This is a genomic window from Stenotrophomonas sp. STEN240 (assembly GCF_056756175.1).
The window spans coordinates 47,711-68,628 of record NZ_JBRRBO010000014.1 but is presented as its reverse complement, the minus strand read 5'-3'; the positions used below and the strand labels follow the sequence as shown (position 1 = coordinate 68,628).

The window sequence follows — 20,918 nt, the reverse complement described above, 5'->3', positions numbered from 1 at the left end:
CGCAACCCGGCCTGCTGCCGGCCCAGCAGAAGCTGTGCCGGCAACTGCGGGTTTAGTTCACCCCGCGGATCGCCAGGGTCAATGCAAGCACACTCAGGATCACCGCGATGGTGCCATCCAGAATCCGCCAGGTGGACGGCTTGGTGAACAACGGTGCCAGCATCCGCGCGCCCAGCCCCTGCACGGTCAGCCACACGCCGCTGGCGGTGACCACACCGGCAGCAAACGCCATGCGCGAATCACCAAAGTTGTCGGCAATGGAACCGATCACCATCATGTCCAGCCAGAAATGCGGGTTGATGATGGAGAAACCGGCCGCCGCCATCAGCGCGGTACGCAGTGACTGCTCGCCGTTGTCGTCCAGCTTCATGCCGCCACCGCCCACTACCGCGCGGCGCGCCGACTGCAGCGCATACCAGGTAAGGAAGGCCACGCCACCCCAGAGCAGCACGGTGGTCAGCCACGGCAGCTGATCGGTCAGCTGGCGCAAGCCGGCCACGCTGGCCAGGATGAACACCGCGTCGATGGCGAAACAGGTGGCGATGATCGGAATCACGTGCTGGCGCATGATGCCTTGGCGCAGGATGAACGCACTCTGCGCACCAACGATGGCGAACAGACCAATACCGATACCGGCACCACTGAGCCAGGCACTGCCTGCGGCTTGGGCGGAAATGACCGAAAACATGGGAAACAACCTTGTTACTTGGGGGGATGGACGCAGCGGGAGAACCCACCGGCACGTCCGGACGCGACAATTGTCGCAATGCAGCATCAAAAAGTAGAGCTAAACTTAGTTAACCGTCTTTAGCAGAACTTAATATGCGCATCGACCACGCCCAGCTGCGGGCCTTGGCTGCAGTGATCCGTGAAGGCAGCTTCGAGCGTGCCGCGTTGTCGTTGAATGTCACCGCCTCGGCGGTATCGCAGCGGATCAAGGCGCTGGAGGACAGAGTCGGCAAACTGCTGATCAAGCGCACCATCCCCACCGAGGCGACACCGGAAGGCCAGGTGCTGGTACAGCTGGCCGAGCAGACCGCCCTGCTCGAGCGTGATGCGTTCGAACGTATTGGCCTCAGCGATGCCGAGCTGCCACGTGCCAGCATCCCGGTGGCGGTCAACCACGACAGCATGGAAACCTGGTTCCCGGAGGCGGTGCAGAGCTTCTCGCAGAGCACCTCCACCACCCTGGACCTGCATACCGAAGACCAGGACCATACCGTCGCCCTGCTGCGCCAGGGCGCGGTGATGGGCGCGGTCACCACCCTGTCCGAGCCGGTGCAGGGCTGCCAGATCCACGCCCTGGGCAGCATCCGCTACGCCGCCACCTGCACCCCCGAGTTCCATGCCCGCTACTTTGCCAAGGGCGTCACCGCACAGGCTTTGGCCCAGGCGCCGGTGCTGGTGTTCAACCGCAAGGACGATATGCAGGCCCGCTATGCGCGGCGTCTGGCCGGGGTCGAACAGCCACACAACGCGCCCACCTGGTGGATTCCTTCAACCCGCGCCTTTGTCCACGCCAATCTTGGCGGGCTGGGCTGGACCATGAACCCGCTGCCGCTGGTGCGCCGGCACCTGGACAGCGGCCGCCTGGTCTACGTCAAGGCGCGCGCCTGGGAAGACGTGCCGCTGTACTGGCAGCACTGGAAGGGCGAGGTCAAGACCATGGCCCTGCTGACCCGCGCCATCCTGCAGGCCTCGACCTCGCTGGTGCGCAAGCGCAAGTAAGCAGGCGGCTGGCGGACGAACACATGCTGCGTTGCAAGTTTCCCTAAAGGACACTGTCTGTACCCGGCGCCCGGGCGGATGCTGCGTTGATCGCAACGCCCACCCGTGAGGAGCTGCCAGATGTCGATCAACCGGTCTGTCCCCGTCGTTTCCTGCTGGCTGCTCGGTGCGCTGGCCGCGCCGCTGGCCGGTGCCATGCTGATGTTGATGCCGGCCCGTGCCGAGGCGCTGGACTGTGGCAGCAACAATGGCTACACCTGCAGCGGCACCGCCAACCAGTACGCCGGCGGCTTCAACCCAGGCGTCGGCCAGGGCGGTTTTGGCGGTGGTAGCTGCACCGCGACCAAGACCCCGGTGGTGTTCATCCCCGGCAATGGCGACAGCGCGATCAGCTTCGACATGCCAGCCGGCGCGGTGAGCGGCTTCACCACCCCGCCACGCTCGATCTATGCCGAGCTCAAGGCAGCCGGCTACAACGATTGCGAACTGTTCGGAATCACCTACCTCAGCGCCAGCGAGCGCGCCGCGCCGCAGTACAACTACCACTCCCCGGCTACCTATCAGGTGCTCAAGACCTTCATCGACAAGGTCAAGGCCTATACCGGCAAGAGCCAGGTCGACATCGTCAGCCATTCGCTGGGTTCAACCATGGCGCTGGCGATGATCAAGTACTCCGGCAACCAGGCCAGCGTGCGGCGCTTCATCAATATCGCCGGCGGCCTGCGCGGCCTGCAGACCTGCCGCAGCACCGGCTATCAATCCACGCTGGCGCCCACCTGCAATGCCGAGGCCTACGTCTACCCGTACAACTACTACACCTTTGGCCTGTACCCAAGCACCGGCGTCAGCTACTACGGCTACAACCGCTGGACCGGCAGTGGCAGCGGCAGCCTGCGGACCTTCCCGGCCAGCTATACCGGCATCCGCTTCTACACCATCACCGCCGGCTCGCGTGACCAGGTGCATTGCTTCACCACCAGCTACAGCGCTGGCTGTGCCGATGGCGCGCTGTTCAACAGCAGCACCAATGTTTACGCCCAGGTCGATGTAGGCGCCGGCAGCAGCGCCTACAGCTTCGACTGGAACTGGAGCGATGGCAGCCCTTACAACTTCGGTGGCGGCGATACCAGCAGCGGCGTTGGCCACTTCCGCTCCAAGAACAACGCCGGCCTGATCGTCCGCAACATGCTCGGCAGTGATTGCAGCAGCGATTGCGCGGCAGGCTACAGCGGCGTTTACGGGCCCGCGCTGAATCGCTGAGCGCACCGCTCAGTCGAAGTAGATCGACACGCCCAGCCCGCCCTGCCAGTCGATGGTGTCCGCATCCAGTCCACGCAACACCGAGGCATCCAGCTGCAGGCGCGGGCGCGCCATCCAGGTGACACCGGCACCGGCCGCACGCATGTATTGCGCGCCGGTGCCGTAACCGGCTTCGACATAGGCCGAAACATCGTCGGCCACCGTGATGCTGTAGCTGGGCGAGAACAACCAGCCCTTGCCGCTGTCGCCCCATTGGCGGTCGGCATACAGAGCAAGACTGCTATCGCCCGGCAATGCCCAGGCAACGCTGATACCCAGATCGTAGTCGTGCCCGCCATCGCCCAATGGCGCCCGGCCCCAGGGCAGCGTGGCGCCGGCCTTGAGGGCCAAGGTGAGCTGATCACTGGCCAGCGTTGGCGCCCATTTCAGCGCCACATTGCCATCGCCACCGCCCTTCTCATCCACATGCAGGCCCGCGCCACGTACACGCAATCCGGCCCAGCTGTCGGCGCCCAGCTGCAACTCCAGCGTATCGGCCAGACCATAGCGCAGCAGCGTGTCTGCACTCCACTGGGTGACCGTCACGCCGCCGCTGCGGTCACGGCTGGCATCGGGCAGCCCCTGCTCCCACGCCCACACCTGCTTGCCAATCGTACTTGTGGAAAAACCAATGCCGGGCCGGTCGAATTCGGGCGCGTCATCGGCACGGGCGTAAGGGGCGGCCAGCGCGAGTACGACAAACAGAGGGATCGGGAGGTTCATGGCGGCCATGGTCCACAGCGGCCGTGCTTGACCGTGTGAACGTGGCGCGCATCGTCGGGTAGCCACTGGCTTGGCGGCGTTCGCCCGACGGATGGGTGTCTGTAGAGCTGCTGGCTTCCCGGGTGCGCTTCGCTTACCCGGGCTACGGTGCGGATCAATCGATGCCGGCGGAGCTGTCGGCTTCCCGGGTGCGCTTACCCGGGCTACGGTGCCGGGCGACCTCAGTTGTGAGTCAGCGCGTATTCCAGCGCGCCGATCACGGCGGCTACCTGCGCGTCGTTGCACTGCTGCGGGGTTGCCTTGGGGCTGTCCGGATACACTTCGGTGGTGGTGGTGTAACGCGCACCACTGACGCTGGCGCACAAGCCCAGCGCCTTCAACGGATACTCGATGACGCCTTCAGCGACCACGGTTGAGCCGATGATCTCGCCGCGTTCGTCGGCCGGTGCCAGATGGGTCACCTTGGCAACCTCGGCATTGACGGCCTGCTGGAACTGCGGCTGGCGGTTTTCGGTGTCATCCACCAGATAGAACCCGTCCGGAATCTCGCCCGGCTCGAACGGCTTGCCATCGCGCGCAGCCAATGCCGGACGGAACTCGGTTTCGTCGGTATCGGTGGTTTCGTGCAGATCGATATGCATCAGCACCCGCCCCTGCAGCGGTGCAACCAGCGCCATCAACGCGGCCGACTCCTGCGCCGGGCTGTTCGCCACGAAGGAACGGTTCGGGTCCAGCGCCACTGCATTCCAACGCTGGATGCGCTCATAGCCCCACGGGCTCACACAGGGTGCGACCAGCAGATTGCAGCGGCCGGCATAGGATTGCGCATGCTGGTCGACAAATTGCAAAGCGCCCTGCACGCCACTGGTTTCGTAGCCGTGCACACCGCCGGTAACCAACATCACCGGCAGGGTCTCGTCCCAGTTGCGGCTGCGGATGGCGAACAGCGGATAGCGGCCCGACGGGTAGTCCAGCTCGCCGTACTGGCTCACGTCGAAACGCTCGCGCAAGGCATCGATCCTGCTCACCACTTCGCCGGCATAGCTGCGCTGCACCTGTTGCAAGGCCAGCCATTGCGCACGCTCGGGTGCGCCCCAGGGCTGGCCGGGAGTACCTACGGGATAGAAAGCGGCAACAGTGCTCATGCGCGGTTCTCTTCAATACGAATGATGGCGCGCACTCTACACCCAAGCCGCATCGCCTTCAGGCAACTGCACCGCAAAGCATGAACACCGGTTCAATCGCGATGGCCGCACTTCACCTGGAATTGCAGTTGCCGCGTGCAGGCTGGGGCCACATTGGCGCCAGCGTGCGCCGCCAGCAACAGGAGTCCGCCATGGGCAAGTTTCGCCTCTCTCTCGCCTCGGCCATCGCCGCCACCGCCATCACGCTGTCCGCCGGTGCGCAGGCACAGAATTACGGCCCCAACGATGAAGGCCGCCGCTTCAATGACGGTAGCCGCGTGGTCTGCCACAAGGTTGAGGTAGCCAACAACGCACGTGACCAGAACCGCATTGCCGGCACGGCCACCGGCGCGGTTGTCGGCGGCCTGCTGGGCAACCAGGTCGGCAAGGGCAATGGCCGCAAACTTGCCACGGTGGGTGGTGCGGTGGCCGGTGGCCTTGTCGGACGCAATGTGCAGGGCCGTAACCAGGAGCGCAACGGGCAACGCGCAGTTGAAACCCGCTGCGAGCGCGTCTACCGCTGACACCGCGAACGAGACAAACAACAAAGGCCCCGTCAGGGGCCTTTGTTTTGTGCGGCCTTGGTGATCAGGCCTTGTTTTCGAGCATGCGGCTGATGTCTTCATCCTTCTGCAGCCACAAGCCGTTCATCCACTGCTGGAACTGCGCGCGGAAGTTGCGATCTTCCTGGTAATTGCGGCCGATGAACTCGGCGGGGATCGGCAGCTTGCGTACCAGCACCTTCACTTCCGGCAGGCGGTTGGCCATCAGGTCCATCATCGAGGGAATGCCCTTGGGATAGACGATGGTCACATCCAGCAAGGCGTTCAGGCCCTTGCCCATCGCGTCCAGCACGAACGCAACGCCCCCGGACTTGGGCTTGAGCAGATGCTTGAACGGCGAGGCCTGGCCGGCATGCTTCTCCGCGGTGAAGCGGGTGCCCTCAACGAAGTTCATCACCGCTACCGGAATGCTGGCGAATTTCTCGCAGGCCTTGCGGGTCACTTCCATGTCACGCCGCCCCAGCTCGGGGTTCTTGGCGATCTGCTTGCGGGTGTAGCGGCCCATGAACGGGAAATCCAGCGCCCACCAGGCCAAGCCCAGCACTGGCACCCAGAACAACGAGCGCTTCAGGAAGAAGCGCAGCAGCGGGATACGCCGGTTGAACACTTTCTGCAGCACCAGAATATCAACCCAGCTCTGGTGGTTGGCCAGCACCAGGTAGTGCCCATCGCGCTCCAGCCCTTCGGTACCGCTGACTGTGAAACGGGTGGCGGTGAAGGTATGGATCATGGCGCTGTTGACCGCGATCCAGCTCTCGGCCAGCCCGGTCAGCAAAGGATTGCAGGCCCTGCGTACCGCCTGGAATGGCAATGCCGCCTTGAACAGCGCCACCACGAACAACGGCAGGCAATGTGCCAGCGTGTTGATCACGATCAACGGGAGAATCAGAGCTACACGCAACCACACCATGGAAATAACCGCGGGGAACGACCCCAGAACCCAAAGAAGCACAGGGTAGCAAAAGCGGCGCTTCAGGTTTTATCTCAAGCCCACTTCATGGCCCCGTGTTGCGGCCAAGCCCCTGGATTGTCTACGGTTTGTCCACGGCAGCGGGCCAGAAACCAGTACGGACATTCAGCCGACGGCCGCTGCCGGCAGCAAGCCTATTGCAGGCTGGTCTGCACCACCTCAACCCGGATGCCGGCATCGGCCATGGCCTGGTTGGCGGCCGCCAACTTCAGCCGCATGTCCTTGCGGAAGCACTGGTCGATGGCGTGCTCGATCTCCGGCTCGCGTGCCATCAGCTTGCGCAGGGCATGCCGCTCCAGCGCCAGGTAGCGCGTCGGCTTGGCGGTGATGATCGTTGCCGTGGCCGGCATGTCGGTCAGCACGCTGATCTCCCCGGACAGGGCGCCGGCACCACACCAGCCCACCACCACCTCGTTCACCACCACCGCTACTTCGCCGTCGGCAATGAACAGCATGTGGCTGGCCTGTTCGCCGTGCCGTATCAACACCTCGCCAACCCCGGCCTCGCACCATTGGCCCAGGTCCAGCACCCGCCGCGCCTGCGCCGGTTCCAGCAAAGGCAACACCGCTTCGCGGAAGCGCCGCTCCTCGACGGAAAAATGGCTGATGCGGTTGCGATAGACCTGCAATGACAGCTGGCCCACATTGACGGCCACGAAGATGACCTCCCACGTGGCGCTGACGTAGTCGGAGATCATCACCGAGTAGGTGATGCTGAGCAGCCCGGACGCCACCGCCAAGCTGCGCAGCCACATCATGCGCGTCATCAGCATCGACAGGATCAACAACAGGTAGCTGGCATGGCCAACCATGCCGTCAAGCGAAAGGGCGGATTGGAAAAAGCTGTTCAGGTCCATGCGCGGAGCATGGGTCAAGCCCTGCCCGCCCGCAATCAACACGCTCAGGCAGGGCCCCACCGACACCCGGAAGCGCCGCGCCCTGGCCACGCCCGGCAAACAAATGCCCGCTCTTACGGTGACACGGCGCGGCCAACGCGCAGTACCTGCGGACCTGCCACGTCCGCCGCGCCCCGACTCGGCAGCCTGCCCACCTCCACAAGCCAGGGGTGTGGGCCGCAGCCTGACAGACGCTGTAATCTGGACACCGCATAATCCCTGCCCCGCCCTCGCAACGCTCTTTCATGCCTTTCAAGCTGCCACCACTGGGTGAGGTATTGGATCTGCTGCCCGACGCGGTATGCATGGTTGCGCCCGACGGCGAGTTGCTGATGGTCAACGCCGCATTCGAGACCATCTTCGGCTACAGCCCCGCCGAGGCAGTCGGCAGGCAGATCATGGACCTGGTGCACCCGGATGATCGTGCCGCCACCGAGCAGTCGGCGCAGGATGCGATGCAAGGCCGGCCGCGCTCAAATTTCCGCAACCGCTACATCCGCAAGGATGGAACCGCCGTCGACATCCAATGGTCAGCCAAATGGCTGCCCGAGTACGGCATTCGCATCGGCGTTGGCCATGAGGTAACCGCATTGCGCGGCATCGAGCGCCAGTTGGAGCACCTCGCCAGCCACGACGCGCTCACCGGCCTGCCCAACCGTTACCACCTGCGCCGCGAGCTGGAAGCCGCGCTGGCGCGTTCCACATGCAGCGCTGAAGGCCTGGCCCTGCTCTATATCGACCTGGACGGCTTCAAGGCCGCCAACGACCGCTATGGGCATGAGGCCGGGGACCGCCTGCTGCGCGACGCAGCCCGCCAACTGCGCGACGGCCTGCGCCAGAACGACCTGATCGCCCGCGTCGGCGGCGATGAATTCGTCGCCGTCCTGCCGGCCTGCGCCAGCCGTGATGACGCCTTGTCCATTGCTGCTGCCCTGCGCGCACGGCTGGCAATGCTGGAGAGCCTCGGCGCTGACACACCACAGATCGACGCCAGCGTCGGTGTGGCCTGTTTCCCGGTCGACGGCGATGATGTGGACGCGTTGCTGCGCCACGCTGATGCGGCCATGTACGCCGCCAAAGCAAAGAAACGCCTGGGCGACAGACCTTCCGATCCTTTCCTGGATCCGGCGCTTTGATGCAAGTGGTTGCGGCGCCTGCCACAGCGTACGGCGACGCGCCCTGTTTCGAACGCGACCATCCTCTTGCGCCCGACCTGCCGAGCAGCGTCACCGGCAACATGAGCGGTTACTTCGACCATGATCGCTTCAGGGTGGCCGTGGACGACAACATGCTGGTCGTGTCCCAAGCCGAGGATCCTCCGCGCCGCTTGCAAGCGCTGTCGCCTACACGCTTCGTCAAGCCTGCCGGCGACACCTCGCAACCGCGTTACGAGTTCCTGCGCGGCGCGGACGGCAAGGTGCGGGGGCTGCGTGTGCAACGGGACGGTGGGCAACTGCACTTTCACAAGCTGTAAGTCAGTCCAAGCCGGCCCTGAGCAGCGCGGCCCATGCCATCATTCCGGCACCTTGTTGGAACTGCCGGTAATGAGCACCGAACACGAAGATCTTGAGCGTATACACAACCATGTCTACGCGGCGGTGGACGCTGGCCAACTCAGCGATGCCACGCGCGCTTTCGACGTGCTGCTGCAACACCATCCGGACAACCCGTTCTATCACTACATGCGCGGGCTGGCGCTGAAATACCAGATGGACTGGGCCGGATCGCTGCGTGACAACCTCCGCGCCATCGAACTTTCCGAGGAATTCGGCCAGGCCCAGCATTGGAACGCAGCCATTGCCGCAACCGGCCTTGGCCAATGGGCAACGGTGCGCGAGCTGTGGGCCGCCTGCGGCATCGCCATTCCTGAAGGCGACGGCCCCATCGACGGCGACTTCGGTGTGGCGGTGGTGCGATTGAACCCGTGGAGCACCGGCGAGACGGTGTTCATGCGCCGCATTGATCCGGTGCGCGCACGCATCCTCAATGTGCCGCTACCGGAAAGCGGCCACCGCTTCGGTGACATCGTGCTGCACGACGGCGCCGCCACCGGCGCGCGCTTTGATGGCGAACGCGAGGTGCACGTCTTCAACGAACTGGAACGCGTGGTGCCGTCCGATTTCCAGACCTTCGTGGTGTTCGTGCGCGCGGAAAGCCGCGAAGACCTCGACGCACTGTTGCGCGCCAGCGCACCGGGCATCGGCTATGCCGAGGACTGGAGCCACAGCATTCGCCACTATTGCCTGCGCTGCAGCTACGGCGCGCCGCACACTCATGCGCAGCCGGCGGACCAGGATCAGGCCCAGCCGTGGCAGCCTGAGCGCAACCTCGGCATCGCCGCGCAAAGCCACCTGTCGGTCGAAAAACTGCTGAAAGACTGGGTCGCCGGCCACCCCGGCCGACAGCTGGACGCGATTGAAACCCGCGAATGTGCAACGCCGGTGCGCGAAGATGGCCATGCATGGTGGCTGTCGCCAGACGAAGCAGACGAGGATGAAGCTGCGCCCAGCGACGAGGACGAATGAAGCATCGGCAACAGCGACGTGACGGCTACCCGTCACGTCGCAACCGGCGTCACGCGCCGCTGAGTACCGGCTCCAGCAGCCGAAACGTACCCGCGTCGGCATCCATTTCCACCTTGCCACCGACCGGCACGATGAACTGCTCCTTGATGTGGCCGATCATCGCACCGCGATACGCCGGGATCTTCAACGGCACGATGTAGTCGTCGAAGATCTGGTCCAGGGTCAAAGACCCATAACCATCGCCCGGCGAACAATCGGTGCACTCACCAAAAATAAAGCCGGCGATCTTGTCCAGCGCGCCCATCAGCTTCAAGGTGCTGAACATGCGGTCGATGCGGTAAGGCGCTTCGGCCACGTCTTCCAGGAACAGGATCTTGCCGCTGAAGTCCGGCAGGTAGGGCGACCCCGCCAATGCGGTCAGCACCGTCAGGTTGCCACCGACCAATTCGCCACGGGCCTTGCCGCCGCGCAAGGTCAAGGTGCGGTTTTCTCTGGGTACCAGCTCGTCATCCGGCTCGCTGCGGTTCTGGTAGTGCATCAGCTCGCGCTTGAAGAAAAGCCGATCAAACTGGTCGACATTGAAACGGTTCCAGCTGCCCGCGCCGATCTGCCCATGGAAGGTGATCAGCCCGGTCTTGGCCTGGATGGCGCAATGCAGGGCGGTGATATCCGAATAACCCAGCAGGACCTTGGGATTGGCGCGGATGCGGTCATAGTCGAGCAGCGGCAGCAGCCGCGCCGCGCCGGAGCCGCCGCGTACGCAGATGATGGCCTTGACCTGCTTGTCGCCGAACATGGCGTTCAAGTCGCCGGCGCGCTCAGCATCAGTACCGGCCAGATGACCATGACGCGCGTCGTAGTGGGCACCGGTCTTGACCACAAAGCCCAGCGCTTCCATCGCCTCGCGCGCAAGTTGCAGGCTGAGCCGCTCACTGCTGGCCGAGGAAGGACTCACCAGGCCAACCATATCGCCCTTGTTGAGCCCGGCGGCAAGCAGTTGCTTGTGGGTGGCGGCAAGTGCGCCCTGCATGCCGATCAGAGGCAATGCAGCCGCCACTGCAGCCCCACCGATGAAACGCCGTCTATCCATGTTGTTGCCTGTAACCGGGATGTAGCCCAAGAGTAGCAGCGCCCAGCGGTAGAGCCGAGCCATGCTCGGCTGGGGCTTTACCGGGAAGGCTTCTGCCGAGCATGGCTCGGCACTACAGGTGAAGCGCTGCATCGCCGTGGGTAGAACCCGCTTACATATTGCGGCGGTACTCGCCGCCCACGTCGTACAGGGCGTGGCTGATCTGGCCGAGGCTGTGGGTTTTCACTGCTTCGATCAGCGCCTCGAACACGTTGCGGCGGTCGCGTGCGGTCTTCTGCAGGTAGGCCAGGCCGTGGCCATCGTGGGCTTCCTCGTTCGCGGCCAAGCCTTCAATCTCGTGCGAATGCGAGGTTTCGCCGGCCGGCGCCAGCGCATTGCGATTGCGCTGCCAGCTGTGCACGTTTTCGATCTGCTGGCCCTTCTCTTCCTCGGTCGAGCGGATCAACTCGATCTCGGTCGCCACTTCACCGGCATGCTCCTTGGGCAGGAACATGTTGACGCCGACCAGCGGCAGGCTGCCGTCGTGCTTCTTGTGCTCGTAATACAGCGACTCTTCCTGGATCTTGCCGCGCTGGTACATGGTGTCCATCGCGCCCAGCACGCCGCCGCGCTCGCTGATCGCCTCGAACTCCTTGTAGACGGCTTCTTCGACAATGTCGGTGAGCTTGTCGACGATGAAGCTGCCCTGCCACGGGTTCTCGCAGAAGTTCAGCCCCAGCTCCTTGTTGATGATCATCTGGATCGCCACCGCGCGGCGTACGCTCTCCTCGGTCGGCGTGGTGATCGCCTCGTCATAGGCGTTGGTATGCAGGCTGTTGCAGTTGTCGAACAGCGCATACAAGGCCTGCAGCGTGGTGCGGATGTCGTTGAACTGGATCTCCTGCGCGTGCAGCGAACGGCCCGAGGTCTGGATGTGGTACTTCATCATCTGGCTGCGCTCGTTGGCGCCGTAACGCTCGCGCATCGCGCGGGCCCAGATGCGGCGCGCCACGCGGCCGATCACCGTGTACTCCGGGTCCATGCCGTTGGAGAAGAAGAACGACAGGTTGGGCGCGAAGTCATCGATCTTCATGCCACGCGCCAGGTAGTACTCGACGATGGTGAAGCCGTTGGACAGGGTGAAGGCCAGCTGGCTGATCGGGTTCGCACCGGCCTCTGCGATGTGATACCCGGAAATCGACACCGAATAGAAGTTGCGCACCTTGTTGTCGACGAAATACTGCTGGATGTCGCCCATCATCCGCAGCGCGAACTCGGTGGAGAAGATGCAGGTGTTCTGCGCCTGGTCTTCCTTGAGGATGTCGGCCTGCACCGTGCCACGCACGGTGGACAGGGTTTCGGCCTTGATCCGCGCATAGGTTTCGGCATCCACCAGCTGGTCGCCGGCAACGCCGAGCAGTGCCAAGCCGAGGCCGTTGTTGGTCGGCGGCAGCTCGCCGTGGTACTGCGGGCGGCTACGGCCTTCGAACAGCTTGGCGATCCTGGCTTCCGCCTCGGCCCAGCGCGCGGGGTCTTCCTGCAGGTATTTCTCTATCTGCTGGTCGACGGCGGTGTTCATGAACATCGCCAGGATCATCGGCGCTGGGCCGTTGATGGTCATCGACACCGAGGTGGTCGGCGCGCACAGGTCGAAGCCGGAGTACAGCTTCTTCATGTCGTCCAGCGTTGGGATGTTGACGCCGGAGTTGCCGATCTTGCCGTAGATGTCCGGCCGCGGTGCCGGGTCTTCGCCGTAAAGGGTGACGCTGTCGAACGCGGTGGACAGGCGCGCGGCCGGCTGGCCCACGCTCAGGTAATGGAAGCGACGGTTGGTGCGCTCGGGCGTGCCTTCACCGGCGAACATGCGGATCGGGTCTTCGCCGCTGCGGCGATACGGGTAGACGCCGCCGGTATACGGGTACGAGCCCGGCAGGTTTTCCTTCTGCAGGAACACCAGCAGCTCGCCCCAACTGCGGTAGGTAGGCGCGGCGATCTTGGGGATCTGCTGGTGGCTGAGCGATTCGCGGTAGTTCTCGACGCGGATGGTCTTGCCGCGCACCTGGTACTCATTGACCGGCTCGGTGATCGACTTCAGACGTGCCGGCCACTCGCGCAGCAGCCGCAGTGCTTCGGAATCAAGCGACTGCACGGCGTCGTTGTAACGCTGACGCAGAGTCAACAGTGAACGATCAACCTGAGCCCCTCTCTCGGCGGGAGAGGGGTTGGGGTGAGAGCGCGACGCATCGGCATTGTCGACAGCCCTACCTTCTCCCCCGGAGGAAGAGGGGAGCAAGGCATCGCCGGCATACAGATCCAAGGCATTCGGCAACGCTGCATCGTCTAGCTCCTTCAAGGCCTGCCACAACCCCTGCGCGCGCTCGGCAACCTCGGCCTGCGATTCAATGCGGGCATTGATGCCCCTGCCCTGCTCGGCGATCTCGGCCAGGTAGCGCACGCGGCTGCCCGGTATCAATACCGTGGCGCGCGGCTCTTTCAGCGTTGTATCGATCTGCGGCGCCAGCTCGGCCTTGGTCTTCGCGCTCAGCAGGCGACACAGATTGGCGAACATCCAACTGATGCCCGGGTCGTTGAACTGGCTGGCGATGGTCGGGTAGACCGGCACATCTTCGTCCTTCATGGTGAAGGCGACGCGGTTGCGCTTCCACTGTTTGCGCACGTCACGCAGTGCGTCTTCGGCACCACGCTTGTCGAACTTGTTCAGCACCACCAGCTCGGCGTAATCGAGCATGTCGATCTTTTCAAGCTGGCTGGGCGCGCCGAAATCGCTGGTCATCACATACATCGGGAAATCGACCAGGTCGACAATCTCCGAGTCACTCTGGCCGATACCGGCGGTCTCGACGATCACCAGATCGAAGTGCAGCGACTTGAGGAAGCCGATGCAGTCACGCAGCACCGTATTGATCGCCGCATGCTGGCGGCGGGTGGCCATCGAGCGCATGTACACGCGCTTGGAACGCAGCGAGTTCATGCGGATGCGGTCACCCAGCAGCGCGCCACCGGTGCGGCGGCGGGTCGGGTCCACCGAGATCACCGCAATGCGCATCTGCGGGAAGCTGGCAAGAAAGCGATTGAGCAGTTCGTCGGTCACCGATGACTTGCCCGCACCGCCGGTGCCGGTAATACCGATCACCGGCGTGGCACCTGCCGCCAACTGCCACTGTTTGCGCAGGTGGGCCAGCTCCGCTTCGGAATGACTGCCATCTTCCAGCTCCGACAACACCCGGCCGATGCCGATCTCGTCCTCGATCAACGGCGTTTCGATGTCATCGTTGCGCGCAGCGGCGTCACGGGCCTTGCCGGCACGCGCCACCACATCTTCGATCATCTCCACCAACCCCATCTTCATGCCGTCGTTGGGATGGTAGATGCGCTCCACGCCGTAGGCCTGCAGCTCGCGGATTTCTTCCGGGGTAATGGTGCCGCCACCGCCGCCGAATACCTTGATATGGCCAGCGCCCTTTTCCCGCAGCATGTCGACCATGTACTTGAAGTACTCGACGTGGCCGCCCTGGTAGGACGACAGCGCGATGGCATCGGCATCTTCCTGCAGCGCGGCGCGCACCACGTCTTCCACGCTGCGGTTGTGGCCGAGGTGGATGACCTCCGCGCCCTGCGCCTGGATCAGGCGGCGCATGATGTTGATGGCCGCATCGTGGCCATCGAACAAGCTGGCGGCGGTGACAAAGCGCAGCGGGGTGGTTTCAGGCTGCGTCTGCGGGAGCTGGGAGGCGGGGGTACTCATGGGCCGTGCAACATCCGGTTTCTATTGCAACCGATGATAGAACCGCTGGCCCTGCAGGTCAGGTTGCAGCGCAGCGTGACCTTTTGCAGGTTTGCGCTCCCGATGGGCATACGGGGCGCCACCTGCAGCAAAGCCGGCGGCCATGGAGGGTAGCCAAGCCTGAACATTCCCCCAGCGCGAATGGATTAGAATGGCCCATCCGCGACCCGTCACTGCCCCGACGAAGTCGCATTTTTTGTTTTCCGGCCAGCCATTTTGGCCACACGATCACTGACGTTGTGGCAAACACGCCATCGGAGCCCGCATGTTGTTCGAAACCCTCGAGACCTCCGGCCATGAGCAGGTTCTGTTCTGCCAGAACCGCGATGCCGGCCTGAAGGCAATCATCGCCATCCACAACACCACGCTGGGTCCGGCCCTGGGCGGCGTGCGCATGCGCCCCTACGCCAACACCGACGATGCGCTGCGCGACGTGCTGCGCCTGAGCCGCACCATGACCTACAAGAACGCCCTGGCCGGGCTGAATGTGGGCGGCGGCAAGGCGGTGATCATCGGCGACCCCAAGACCGCCAAGAGCGAAGTCCTGTTCCGTGCCTTCGGCCGCCAGGTCGAAGCGCTGGCGGGCCGCTACATCACCGCCGAAGACGTGGGCACCGACGTCAACGACATGGAAAACATCTACCTGGAAACCGGCTTCGTCACCGGCGTGCACCAGGTCCATGGTGGCTCCGGCGACCCGGCACCCTTCACCGCCTATGGCGCCCTGCAGGCACTGATGGCCTCGGTAAAACGCAAATTCGGCCATGAGGAAATCGGCAAGCTCAGCATCGCCGTGCAGGGCCTGGGCCATATCGGCATGGAATTGGTGAAGCTGCTGCGCGAACGCGGCGCCAAGCTCTATGTCACCGATCTGGACCCGGTACTGGTGCAGAAGGCCGTGGCTGAATACGGTTGCGAGGCGGTCAAGCCCGACGCCATCTATGACGTGGCTGCCGACGTGTTCGCGCCCTGCGCGATGGAAGGCGCCATCGACATGACCACCCTTGAGCGGCTCAAGGCCAAGGTCATCTGCGGCACCGCCAACAACCAGCTGGCCAGCCATGCGGTCGGCGATGAGCTGTACAAGCGCGGCGTGCTGTGGGCACCGGACTATGCGGTCAATGCCGGCGGCGTGATGAACGTGTCGCTGGAGATCGACGGCTACAACCGTGAGCGCGCGATGCGCCTGATCCGCAGCATTTACCACAACCTCGGCAAGATCTTCGACCAGTCCGAACGCGATGCGGTTTCACCGCAGCGCGCGGCCGACCGCATCGCCGAAAACCGGCTCGAAGCCATCGGCAAACTGAAGATGCCGATGGGCCGCGCGGTCCCGCGCATGAACCGCCTGCGCGGCGAGTAAACAGCACCGCAAAAACACAGAAGGCGGGCGATCATCTCGCCCGCCTTCTGCTTTGTGGGCCTGCAAAGGCCGCGCCGATCAGAACGCCTGTTGCAGCCGCAACGACACCTGGCGGTTGTCACCGCGCGGACCGAAGCGCTGGTCATAACCCAGCGACAGCCGGGTATTGCGGGCCAGCCACGACTCCACCGACAGCCCGAACAGGCCGCCAGCGCGGGCAGGCTGCAGGCCGGCAATCGGCGCCCAGGCATCCACACCCACAAAACTGGCGTCCAGACTCAGGCCATTGCCGCCCACCGCCTGCTGCCATTCGGCATAGCCGTTGAACGCCACCTGCTTCCACAGGTACTGGCCACGCAGGCCGGCCAAGGCCTGCACGCGGCTGCTGCTCCAGTCATCGGCGCGCAGGCCAAAACCGTAGCCACCCTGTTCATTGAAGGCACCACCGTCGATACGCGTGTAATCGGCGCCCAGATACGGGGTGAGCTGGGCCGAACCACGCCCCAGCCGATAGCCGGCTTCCACGCTGCTGGACAGGAAGTTGCCGCTGTAACGCGCATGCACGCCGGCACGTTCGGCGCCCAGCAGCAGGCCACGGTCCAGCTCGCGCTGGTACTGACCAAACCCGGCCTGGCCCAGCACATAGGCATCGCCGCGCTGCCAACCCGCATACAACTGTGACTGGGTCTGGCGGTCGCGGCCGCGATCCTGGGTTACCCCGCCGTTACCGTTGGCACGGGTTTCACCAAACGCAAAGCCCAGCACGGCGTTGCCGGAGAGCGCCGCTTCGCCACCCATCATCCAGCCGGCAACACTGTAGTCACTGCCCAGGTAGCCACCCTGGCCGCTACCGCCCAGGTTGCGCATCCACACACCACTGGCCGCTGCCCGCGTGCCGCCTTCGGCAAACTGGCTGGACAGCGCGCGGCGGCTCATGTCGATGCTGTCGAAGGTCATTGCCGTGGCCGTGGCATGGGCTTGCCCGCTCAGGCTTTCCAGGCTCTGCGCCAGGCCGGAAAAACCGCCGCCCACGCCTTGCACGGAGCCCGCCGCCGCACCGAATGCCGTGGCCTGCAGGCCGGTATCGGTATCCAGCAGTTCGAAGGCCTGCTCCACCCGCTGCGCCGCCGACATCGCGCGCAGGCCGACGCCGGCCGTGTTCGCCATCGCGGTGACACTCACCTGATCCAACTGCAGCCAGGCGTTGTTGGCGTCGTAGCCATATTTGGCATCCAGCAGGGTCACGCCGGTGACACCGGTTGCCGCTGTCGCGAACTGTCCGGTAACCCCACCGCCGGCATGCAGCAGGTCCTGGCGACGGCCGTTCTGCGGCACATAGCCATTGACCGCACCACTGACCGTCACCCCGCCGTCCAGGCTGGCAGTGCCCGTCACCTGCAGGGCATTGGAGCCCAAGGCAACCATCAGCTGCGCGCCGGAGCGCTGCAGGTAGTTGCCCTCGATCGTTGCCGAACCCACATTGCTGAGCGCGATGACGCTGGCGCCATTGTCCACGTTGCCCACCACGCGTGTGGTGCCGCCCATGAACTGCAACGCAGCAGCACTGGGATTGGATTGCGCATCGATGGTGACGTTGGAACGGATCGAGCCTCCGTCCAGCAAGGCGAGCGTGCCCCGCTGGATGCGGGTAGCGCCGGCGTAGGTGTTGGCGGCCGACAACCCCAAGGAGCCGCTGCCACTTTTCACCAGGCCACCGGCGCCACTGATCGGATTGCTCCACACAGAACCCAGCCCGGTCTGGTTCACATCAACCTTGATATCGCCCCAGTCCGCCTTGCCCGGACCCTTCACTGCCTTGCCCACATTGAGCAGGCCATAGCCGAACACCGCATCCGGGCCGGCATCGCCCAGGTCGGTGGCGGTACCCAGCAGGGTCTGCCGCACCAGGTCGTTGTTGAAATAGGGGAAAGCCTGCCACACCAGTGCCGCCGCGCCTGACACCAGCGGTGCCGCATACGAGGTGCCGCTGCCATAGAAGTAGGCCAGATTGTTGGCGGTACTGTCGTGGCCGATGAACATCGATGTGCCCGGCGCCACCAGACAGTAATTCTTGGCCACACCGCAGGCGTTGGAGTAATACGCCAATGCAGTTGGATTGGCTGTATCCAGTGCCGCCACCGCCAACCAGCCGCGCTCCAGGTCCGCCGCCGGGTAGGTACCGGGGCCGCCCACCTTGCTCGGCAGCGCCGCCATGTCCGACGGATTGGCCTTGGACTCGTTGCCGGTGGCAAACACCACCAGGCCGTCATTGTCCTTGATGAAGGGGCGGTACTCGTTGGCGATCTCGGCGGTCACCGTAGGCCGGGTCCAGTACAGGCCGCCCCAGGAGTTGTTCATGATGCGCATGCCGTCGCGGATCAGGTCGGCATGGATGGGCGCCAGACCCAGCGCGCCGGTCACCTCATTGCCGTTACCGGAACCGTCGTCGGTAGGTGCCTTGTCGGCGATGATGCGTGCCGACAGGATCTGCGCCCCCGGCGCGATACCGCCCGGCCATTGCCCGGCGGGTGCGCCGGCAGCCAGCTGCGCCACCGTGGTGCCGTGGCCGACCACGTCGTCCACCGACAGGTTGTTCTGGGTTGAACTGATGTAGTTGCGATTGGACAGCACCCGCCCCGCCAGCGTCGGGTGGTTGCGCATCACCCCCGAATCGATCACGCCGATGGGGTAGCCAGCACCGGTCAGGCCCATCGCATGCGCGGCCTTGGTATTGGTCAAGGCCAAGTGGGCGTCAAACGCCGGTTGCGGGGTCACTGGTGGGGTGACGACGGGCGGTTTGGTGGTTGGCGGCGGGTTCACCGGTGGTGTCACCGGCGGCGGCGGATCGGATTTGGGTCCACTGCCACTTCCGCAGGCGGCCAACGCCAGCGCCAAAGAACTGACCAATACGCCGCGCGCCACGCTACGGCTTTCCATTGCACTGCTCATTACTTTCCCCTCCGTCCTGTGGATGATTCGCCAATTCAGGTATTACCTGATTTCGGTAGCGCTCCGGCTACCTTCTATACTGCAACGACAATCCCCTGTCTGTGGGGATGTGCCGTTGGTCCAATGTGCCCGGCCCCGCGGACGTTCGATAATTGCCGCAAGGTATAACCGAGATTGCTCATGTCTGACATCGTCATCGCCGCCGCCAAGCGTACCGCCATTGGCTCCTTCCTTGGCCAGTTCAACGGCGTCCCCACCCCGACCCTCGGTGCAGCCGCGATCAGCGCGGCCATGCAGCAGTCCGGCATCCCTGCCAGCGACGTGTCCGAAGTGATCATGGGCTGCGTGCTGCCCGCCAACCTCGGCCAGGCACCGGCCCGCCAGGCCGCGCTGGCCGCCGGCCTGCCGACCAGCACCGGCGCCACCACCCTCAACAAGGTCTGCGGCTCGGGCATGAAAGCCATCATGCTGGGCCATGACCTGATCAAGGCCGGCTCGGCCAGCATCGTGGTCGCCGGCGGCATGGAATCCATGTCCAACGCCCCGCACATGCTGCCTAATTCGCGCACCGGCAACCGCTACGGCAATTTCCAGGCGGTGGACCACATGGCGTGGGACGGTCTGACCAATCCGTACGACGGCCAGGCCATGGGCGTGTTTGCCGAGGCCACCGTGGCCAAGTTCGGCTTCACCCGCGAAGAACAGGACGCCTACGCCATCGAGTCGGTCAGCCGTGCCCAGGCCGCCGTGGCCAATGGTGCGTTTGCCGATGAGATCGTTGCCGTCAAGGTTGCCACCCGCAAGGGTGAAGTGGAGTTCAACCAGGACGAGCAGCCGGGCAAGTCGGACATCAGCAAAATCCCTACCCTGCGCCCGGCTTTCAAGAAGGACGGCAGCGTCACCGCCGCCAGTTCCTCCAGCATTTCCGACGGCGCCGCCGCGCTGGTACTGCTGTCTGCCGACGATGCCGCCAAGCGCGGCGTGCAGCCGCTGGCCCGCATCGCCGCGCATGCCACCTTCTCGCAGGAACCGGAGTGGTTCACCACCGCACCGATCGGCGCGATCACCAAGGTGCTGGAAAAAGCCGGCTGGAACATCGGCGACGTTGACCTGTTCGAAATCAACGAAGCCTTCGCTGTGGTGGCCATGGCACCGATCCGCGAACTGGGCATCCCGCATGCCAAGATCAACGTCAACGGTGGTGCCTGTGCATTGGGTCATCCGATCGGCGCTTCGGGTGCCCGCTTGGTGGTTACGCTGGTAAATGCATTGCGCACACGCGGCCTCAAGCGGGGCATTGCATCCCTCTGCATCGGCGGCGGCGAAGCAACCGCTATCGCCATTGAATTGATTTGATTGAAAAATTTCAGATATTTTCAAACCTGAATGCGGGACCGCTTGACAGTCAAAATGGGCTTGTCATCATGTTCCCGGCGCGCAATGGCGCGTTGCCTAATTTCACGACGAGGATTCACAAATGAGCATCAACAAGCTGCTGATCGCGATGACCCTGGGTCTGGCCCTGACCGCCTGCTCGAAGCAGGAACAGGCTGCTGACGCTGCCGCTGACGCCAACCAGGCTGCTTCGGAAGCACAGGTCGCTGCTGACCAGGCTGCTACCGCCGGCGCTGCTACCGCCGACGCTGCCCAGGCTGCTGCTGACACCGCCGCTACCGCTGCTGACGCCGCTGGCGAAGCTGCTGGCGCCGCTGCTGCTGCCACCACCGACGCTGCTGCTGGCGCCGCTGCTGACGCTGCCAAGGCTGCTGAAGACGTTGCTGGCCAGGCCAAGGACGCTGCTGAAGAAGCCAAGAAGTAATAACTTCTGCTTCCAAGCTAGTCTT

Annotated in this window: 17 protein-coding genes; 9 read left to right on the top strand and 8 right to left on the bottom strand. The window is 64.2% G+C overall.

Features of this window, described 5'->3' with window-relative positions:
• Positions 1-52: 52 nt before the first annotated feature.
• The gene (locus ACVOKO_RS08725) at positions 53-688 is read right to left on the bottom strand and encodes a LysE/ArgO family amino acid transporter (RefSeq protein WP_346498537.1); all 636 of its coding nucleotides are present in this window, start codon (positions 686-688) and stop codon (positions 53-55) included.
• 134 nt (positions 689-822) lie between these two features.
• Between ACVOKO_RS08725 and ACVOKO_RS08720 the strand changes: the two genes are divergently transcribed.
• Together ACVOKO_RS08720 and phaZ7 are read left to right on the top strand one after the other, a co-directional pair.
• The gene (locus tag ACVOKO_RS08720) at positions 823-1,728 is read left to right on the top strand and encodes a LysR family transcriptional regulator ArgP (RefSeq protein WP_346498536.1); all 906 of its coding nucleotides are present in this window, start codon (positions 823-825) and stop codon (positions 1,726-1,728) included.
• Positions 1,729-1,848: 120 nt separating this feature from the next.
• Complete coding sequence (phaZ7, locus tag ACVOKO_RS08715) at positions 1,849-2,988, top strand: extracellular native short-chain-length polyhydroxyalkanoate depolymerase PhaZ7 (RefSeq protein WP_346498535.1); 1,140 nt, start codon at positions 1,849-1,851, stop codon at positions 2,986-2,988.
• A gap of 9 nt (positions 2,989-2,997) precedes the next feature.
• On the opposite strand, the gene ACVOKO_RS08710 is transcribed toward phaZ7, so the two are convergent.
• Both ACVOKO_RS08710 and ACVOKO_RS08705 read right to left on the bottom strand, forming a co-directional pair.
• Positions 2,998-3,750 carry a transporter gene (locus ACVOKO_RS08710; RefSeq protein ID WP_346498534.1) on the bottom strand — a complete coding sequence of 251 codons (753 nt, stop codon included), beginning with the start codon at positions 3,748-3,750 and terminating at the stop codon, positions 2,998-3,000.
• Positions 3,751-3,971: 221 nt separating this feature from the next.
• Positions 3,972-4,895, bottom strand: a complete 924-nt coding sequence (locus ACVOKO_RS08705; RefSeq protein ID WP_346498533.1) for a M14 family metallopeptidase — start codon at positions 4,893-4,895, stop codon at positions 3,972-3,974.
• Between the two features lie 191 nt (positions 4,896-5,086).
• Between ACVOKO_RS08705 and ACVOKO_RS08700 the strand changes: the two genes are divergently transcribed.
• On the top strand, positions 5,087-5,458 hold the full coding sequence (locus tag ACVOKO_RS08700) for a glycine zipper 2TM domain-containing protein (RefSeq protein ID WP_346498569.1): 372 nt from the start codon (positions 5,087-5,089) through the stop codon (positions 5,456-5,458).
• A 64-nt stretch (positions 5,459-5,522) separates the two neighbouring features.
• Here the strand turns inward: ACVOKO_RS08700 and ACVOKO_RS08695 are convergent, their stop codons facing one another.
• Together ACVOKO_RS08695 and ACVOKO_RS08690 are read right to left on the bottom strand one after the other, a co-directional pair.
• A complete protein-coding gene (locus ACVOKO_RS08695; protein WP_346498532.1) occupies positions 5,523-6,407 on the bottom strand; it encodes an acyltransferase in 885 nt (294 codons plus the stop codon).
• A 194-nt stretch (positions 6,408-6,601) separates the two neighbouring features.
• A complete protein-coding gene (locus ACVOKO_RS08690; protein WP_346498531.1) occupies positions 6,602-7,324 on the bottom strand; it encodes a Crp/Fnr family transcriptional regulator in 723 nt (240 codons plus the stop codon).
• Between the two features lie 284 nt (positions 7,325-7,608).
• On the opposite strand from ACVOKO_RS08690, the gene ACVOKO_RS08685 reads away from it, so the two are divergent.
• From ACVOKO_RS08685 to ACVOKO_RS08675, 3 genes are all read left to right on the top strand, one after another.
• Entirely contained in the window at positions 7,609-8,499 is an 891-nt protein-coding gene (locus ACVOKO_RS08685) for a sensor domain-containing protein (protein ID WP_346498530.1), read from the top strand.
• Positions 8,499-8,837: a hypothetical protein gene (locus tag ACVOKO_RS08680; protein WP_346498529.1), complete on the top strand. Its 339-nt coding sequence runs from the start codon at positions 8,499-8,501 to the stop codon at positions 8,835-8,837. Before ACVOKO_RS08685 ends, ACVOKO_RS08680 begins: the two co-directional genes overlap by 1 nt.
• Positions 8,838-8,907: 70 nt before the next feature.
• Entirely contained in the window at positions 8,908-9,888 is a 981-nt protein-coding gene (locus ACVOKO_RS08675) for a tetratricopeptide repeat protein (RefSeq protein WP_346498528.1), read from the top strand.
• 49 nt (positions 9,889-9,937) lie between these two features.
• Here ACVOKO_RS08675 and ACVOKO_RS08670 read toward each other — a convergent pair whose 3' ends face one another.
• The gene (locus ACVOKO_RS08670) at positions 9,938-10,978 is read right to left on the bottom strand and encodes a S66 peptidase family protein (protein WP_346498527.1); all 1,041 of its coding nucleotides are present in this window, start codon (positions 10,976-10,978) and stop codon (positions 9,938-9,940) included.
• Positions 10,979-11,129: 151 nt separating this feature from the next.
• On the bottom strand, positions 11,130-14,723 hold the full coding sequence (locus ACVOKO_RS08665; protein ID WP_346498526.1) for a methylmalonyl-CoA mutase family protein: 3,594 nt from the start codon (positions 14,721-14,723) through the stop codon (positions 11,130-11,132).
• A 304-nt stretch (positions 14,724-15,027) separates the two neighbouring features.
• Here ACVOKO_RS08665 and ACVOKO_RS08660 point away from each other — a divergent pair, with 304 nt between their 5' ends.
• Positions 15,028-16,125: a Glu/Leu/Phe/Val dehydrogenase dimerization domain-containing protein gene (locus ACVOKO_RS08660; protein WP_346498525.1), complete on the top strand. Its 1,098-nt coding sequence runs from the start codon at positions 15,028-15,030 to the stop codon at positions 16,123-16,125.
• 78 nt (positions 16,126-16,203) lie between these two features.
• Here the strand turns inward: ACVOKO_RS08660 and ACVOKO_RS08655 are convergent, their stop codons facing one another.
• Positions 16,204-19,062, bottom strand: a complete 2,859-nt coding sequence (locus ACVOKO_RS08655; RefSeq protein ID WP_346498568.1) for a S8 family serine peptidase — start codon at positions 19,060-19,062, stop codon at positions 16,204-16,206.
• Between the two features lie 192 nt (positions 19,063-19,254).
• Between ACVOKO_RS08655 and ACVOKO_RS08650 the strand changes: the two genes are divergently transcribed.
• Positions 19,255-20,430, top strand: coding sequence for a thiolase family protein (locus ACVOKO_RS08650; RefSeq protein WP_346498524.1), 1,176 nt, complete (start codon positions 19,255-19,257; stop codon positions 20,428-20,430).
• Between the two features lie 121 nt (positions 20,431-20,551).
• On the top strand, positions 20,552-20,893 hold the full coding sequence (locus tag ACVOKO_RS08645) for a hypothetical protein (protein ID WP_057626557.1): 342 nt from the start codon (positions 20,552-20,554) through the stop codon (positions 20,891-20,893).
• The last annotated feature ends 25 nt before the right edge of the window (positions 20,894-20,918 follow it).

Coding starts and splice junctions, on each gene's coding strand:
- ACVOKO_RS08725 (WP_346498537.1), bottom strand. CDS start 688: ATGTTTTCGGTCATTTCCGCCCAAGCCGCAGGCAGTGCCTGGCTCAGT.
- ACVOKO_RS08720 (WP_346498536.1), top strand. CDS start 823: ATGCGCATCGACCACGCCCAGCTGCGGGCCTTGGCTGCAGTGATCCGT.
- phaZ7 (WP_346498535.1), top strand. CDS start 1,849: ATGTCGATCAACCGGTCTGTCCCCGTCGTTTCCTGCTGGCTGCTCGGT.
- ACVOKO_RS08710 (WP_346498534.1), bottom strand. CDS start 3,750: ATGAACCTCCCGATCCCTCTGTTTGTCGTACTCGCGCTGGCCGCCCCT.
- ACVOKO_RS08705 (WP_346498533.1), bottom strand. CDS start 4,895: ATGAGCACTGTTGCCGCTTTCTATCCCGTAGGTACTCCCGGCCAGCCC.
- ACVOKO_RS08700 (WP_346498569.1), top strand. CDS start 5,087: ATGGGCAAGTTTCGCCTCTCTCTCGCCTCGGCCATCGCCGCCACCGCC.
- ACVOKO_RS08695 (WP_346498532.1), bottom strand. CDS start 6,407: ATGGTGTGGTTGCGTGTAGCTCTGATTCTCCCGTTGATCGTGATCAAC.
- ACVOKO_RS08690 (WP_346498531.1), bottom strand. CDS start 7,324: ATGGACCTGAACAGCTTTTTCCAATCCGCCCTTTCGCTTGACGGCATG.
- ACVOKO_RS08685 (WP_346498530.1), top strand. CDS start 7,609: ATGCCTTTCAAGCTGCCACCACTGGGTGAGGTATTGGATCTGCTGCCC.
- ACVOKO_RS08680 (WP_346498529.1), top strand. CDS start 8,499: ATGCAAGTGGTTGCGGCGCCTGCCACAGCGTACGGCGACGCGCCCTGT.
- ACVOKO_RS08675 (WP_346498528.1), top strand. CDS start 8,908: ATGAGCACCGAACACGAAGATCTTGAGCGTATACACAACCATGTCTAC.
- ACVOKO_RS08670 (WP_346498527.1), bottom strand. CDS start 10,978: ATGGATAGACGGCGTTTCATCGGTGGGGCTGCAGTGGCGGCTGCATTG.
- ACVOKO_RS08665 (WP_346498526.1), bottom strand. CDS start 14,723: ATGAGTACCCCCGCCTCCCAGCTCCCGCAGACGCAGCCTGAAACCACC.
- ACVOKO_RS08660 (WP_346498525.1), top strand. CDS start 15,028: ATGTTGTTCGAAACCCTCGAGACCTCCGGCCATGAGCAGGTTCTGTTC.
- ACVOKO_RS08655 (WP_346498568.1), bottom strand. CDS start 19,062: ATGGAAAGCCGTAGCGTGGCGCGCGGCGTATTGGTCAGTTCTTTGGCG.
- ACVOKO_RS08650 (WP_346498524.1), top strand. CDS start 19,255: ATGTCTGACATCGTCATCGCCGCCGCCAAGCGTACCGCCATTGGCTCC.
- ACVOKO_RS08645 (WP_057626557.1), top strand. CDS start 20,552: ATGAGCATCAACAAGCTGCTGATCGCGATGACCCTGGGTCTGGCCCTG.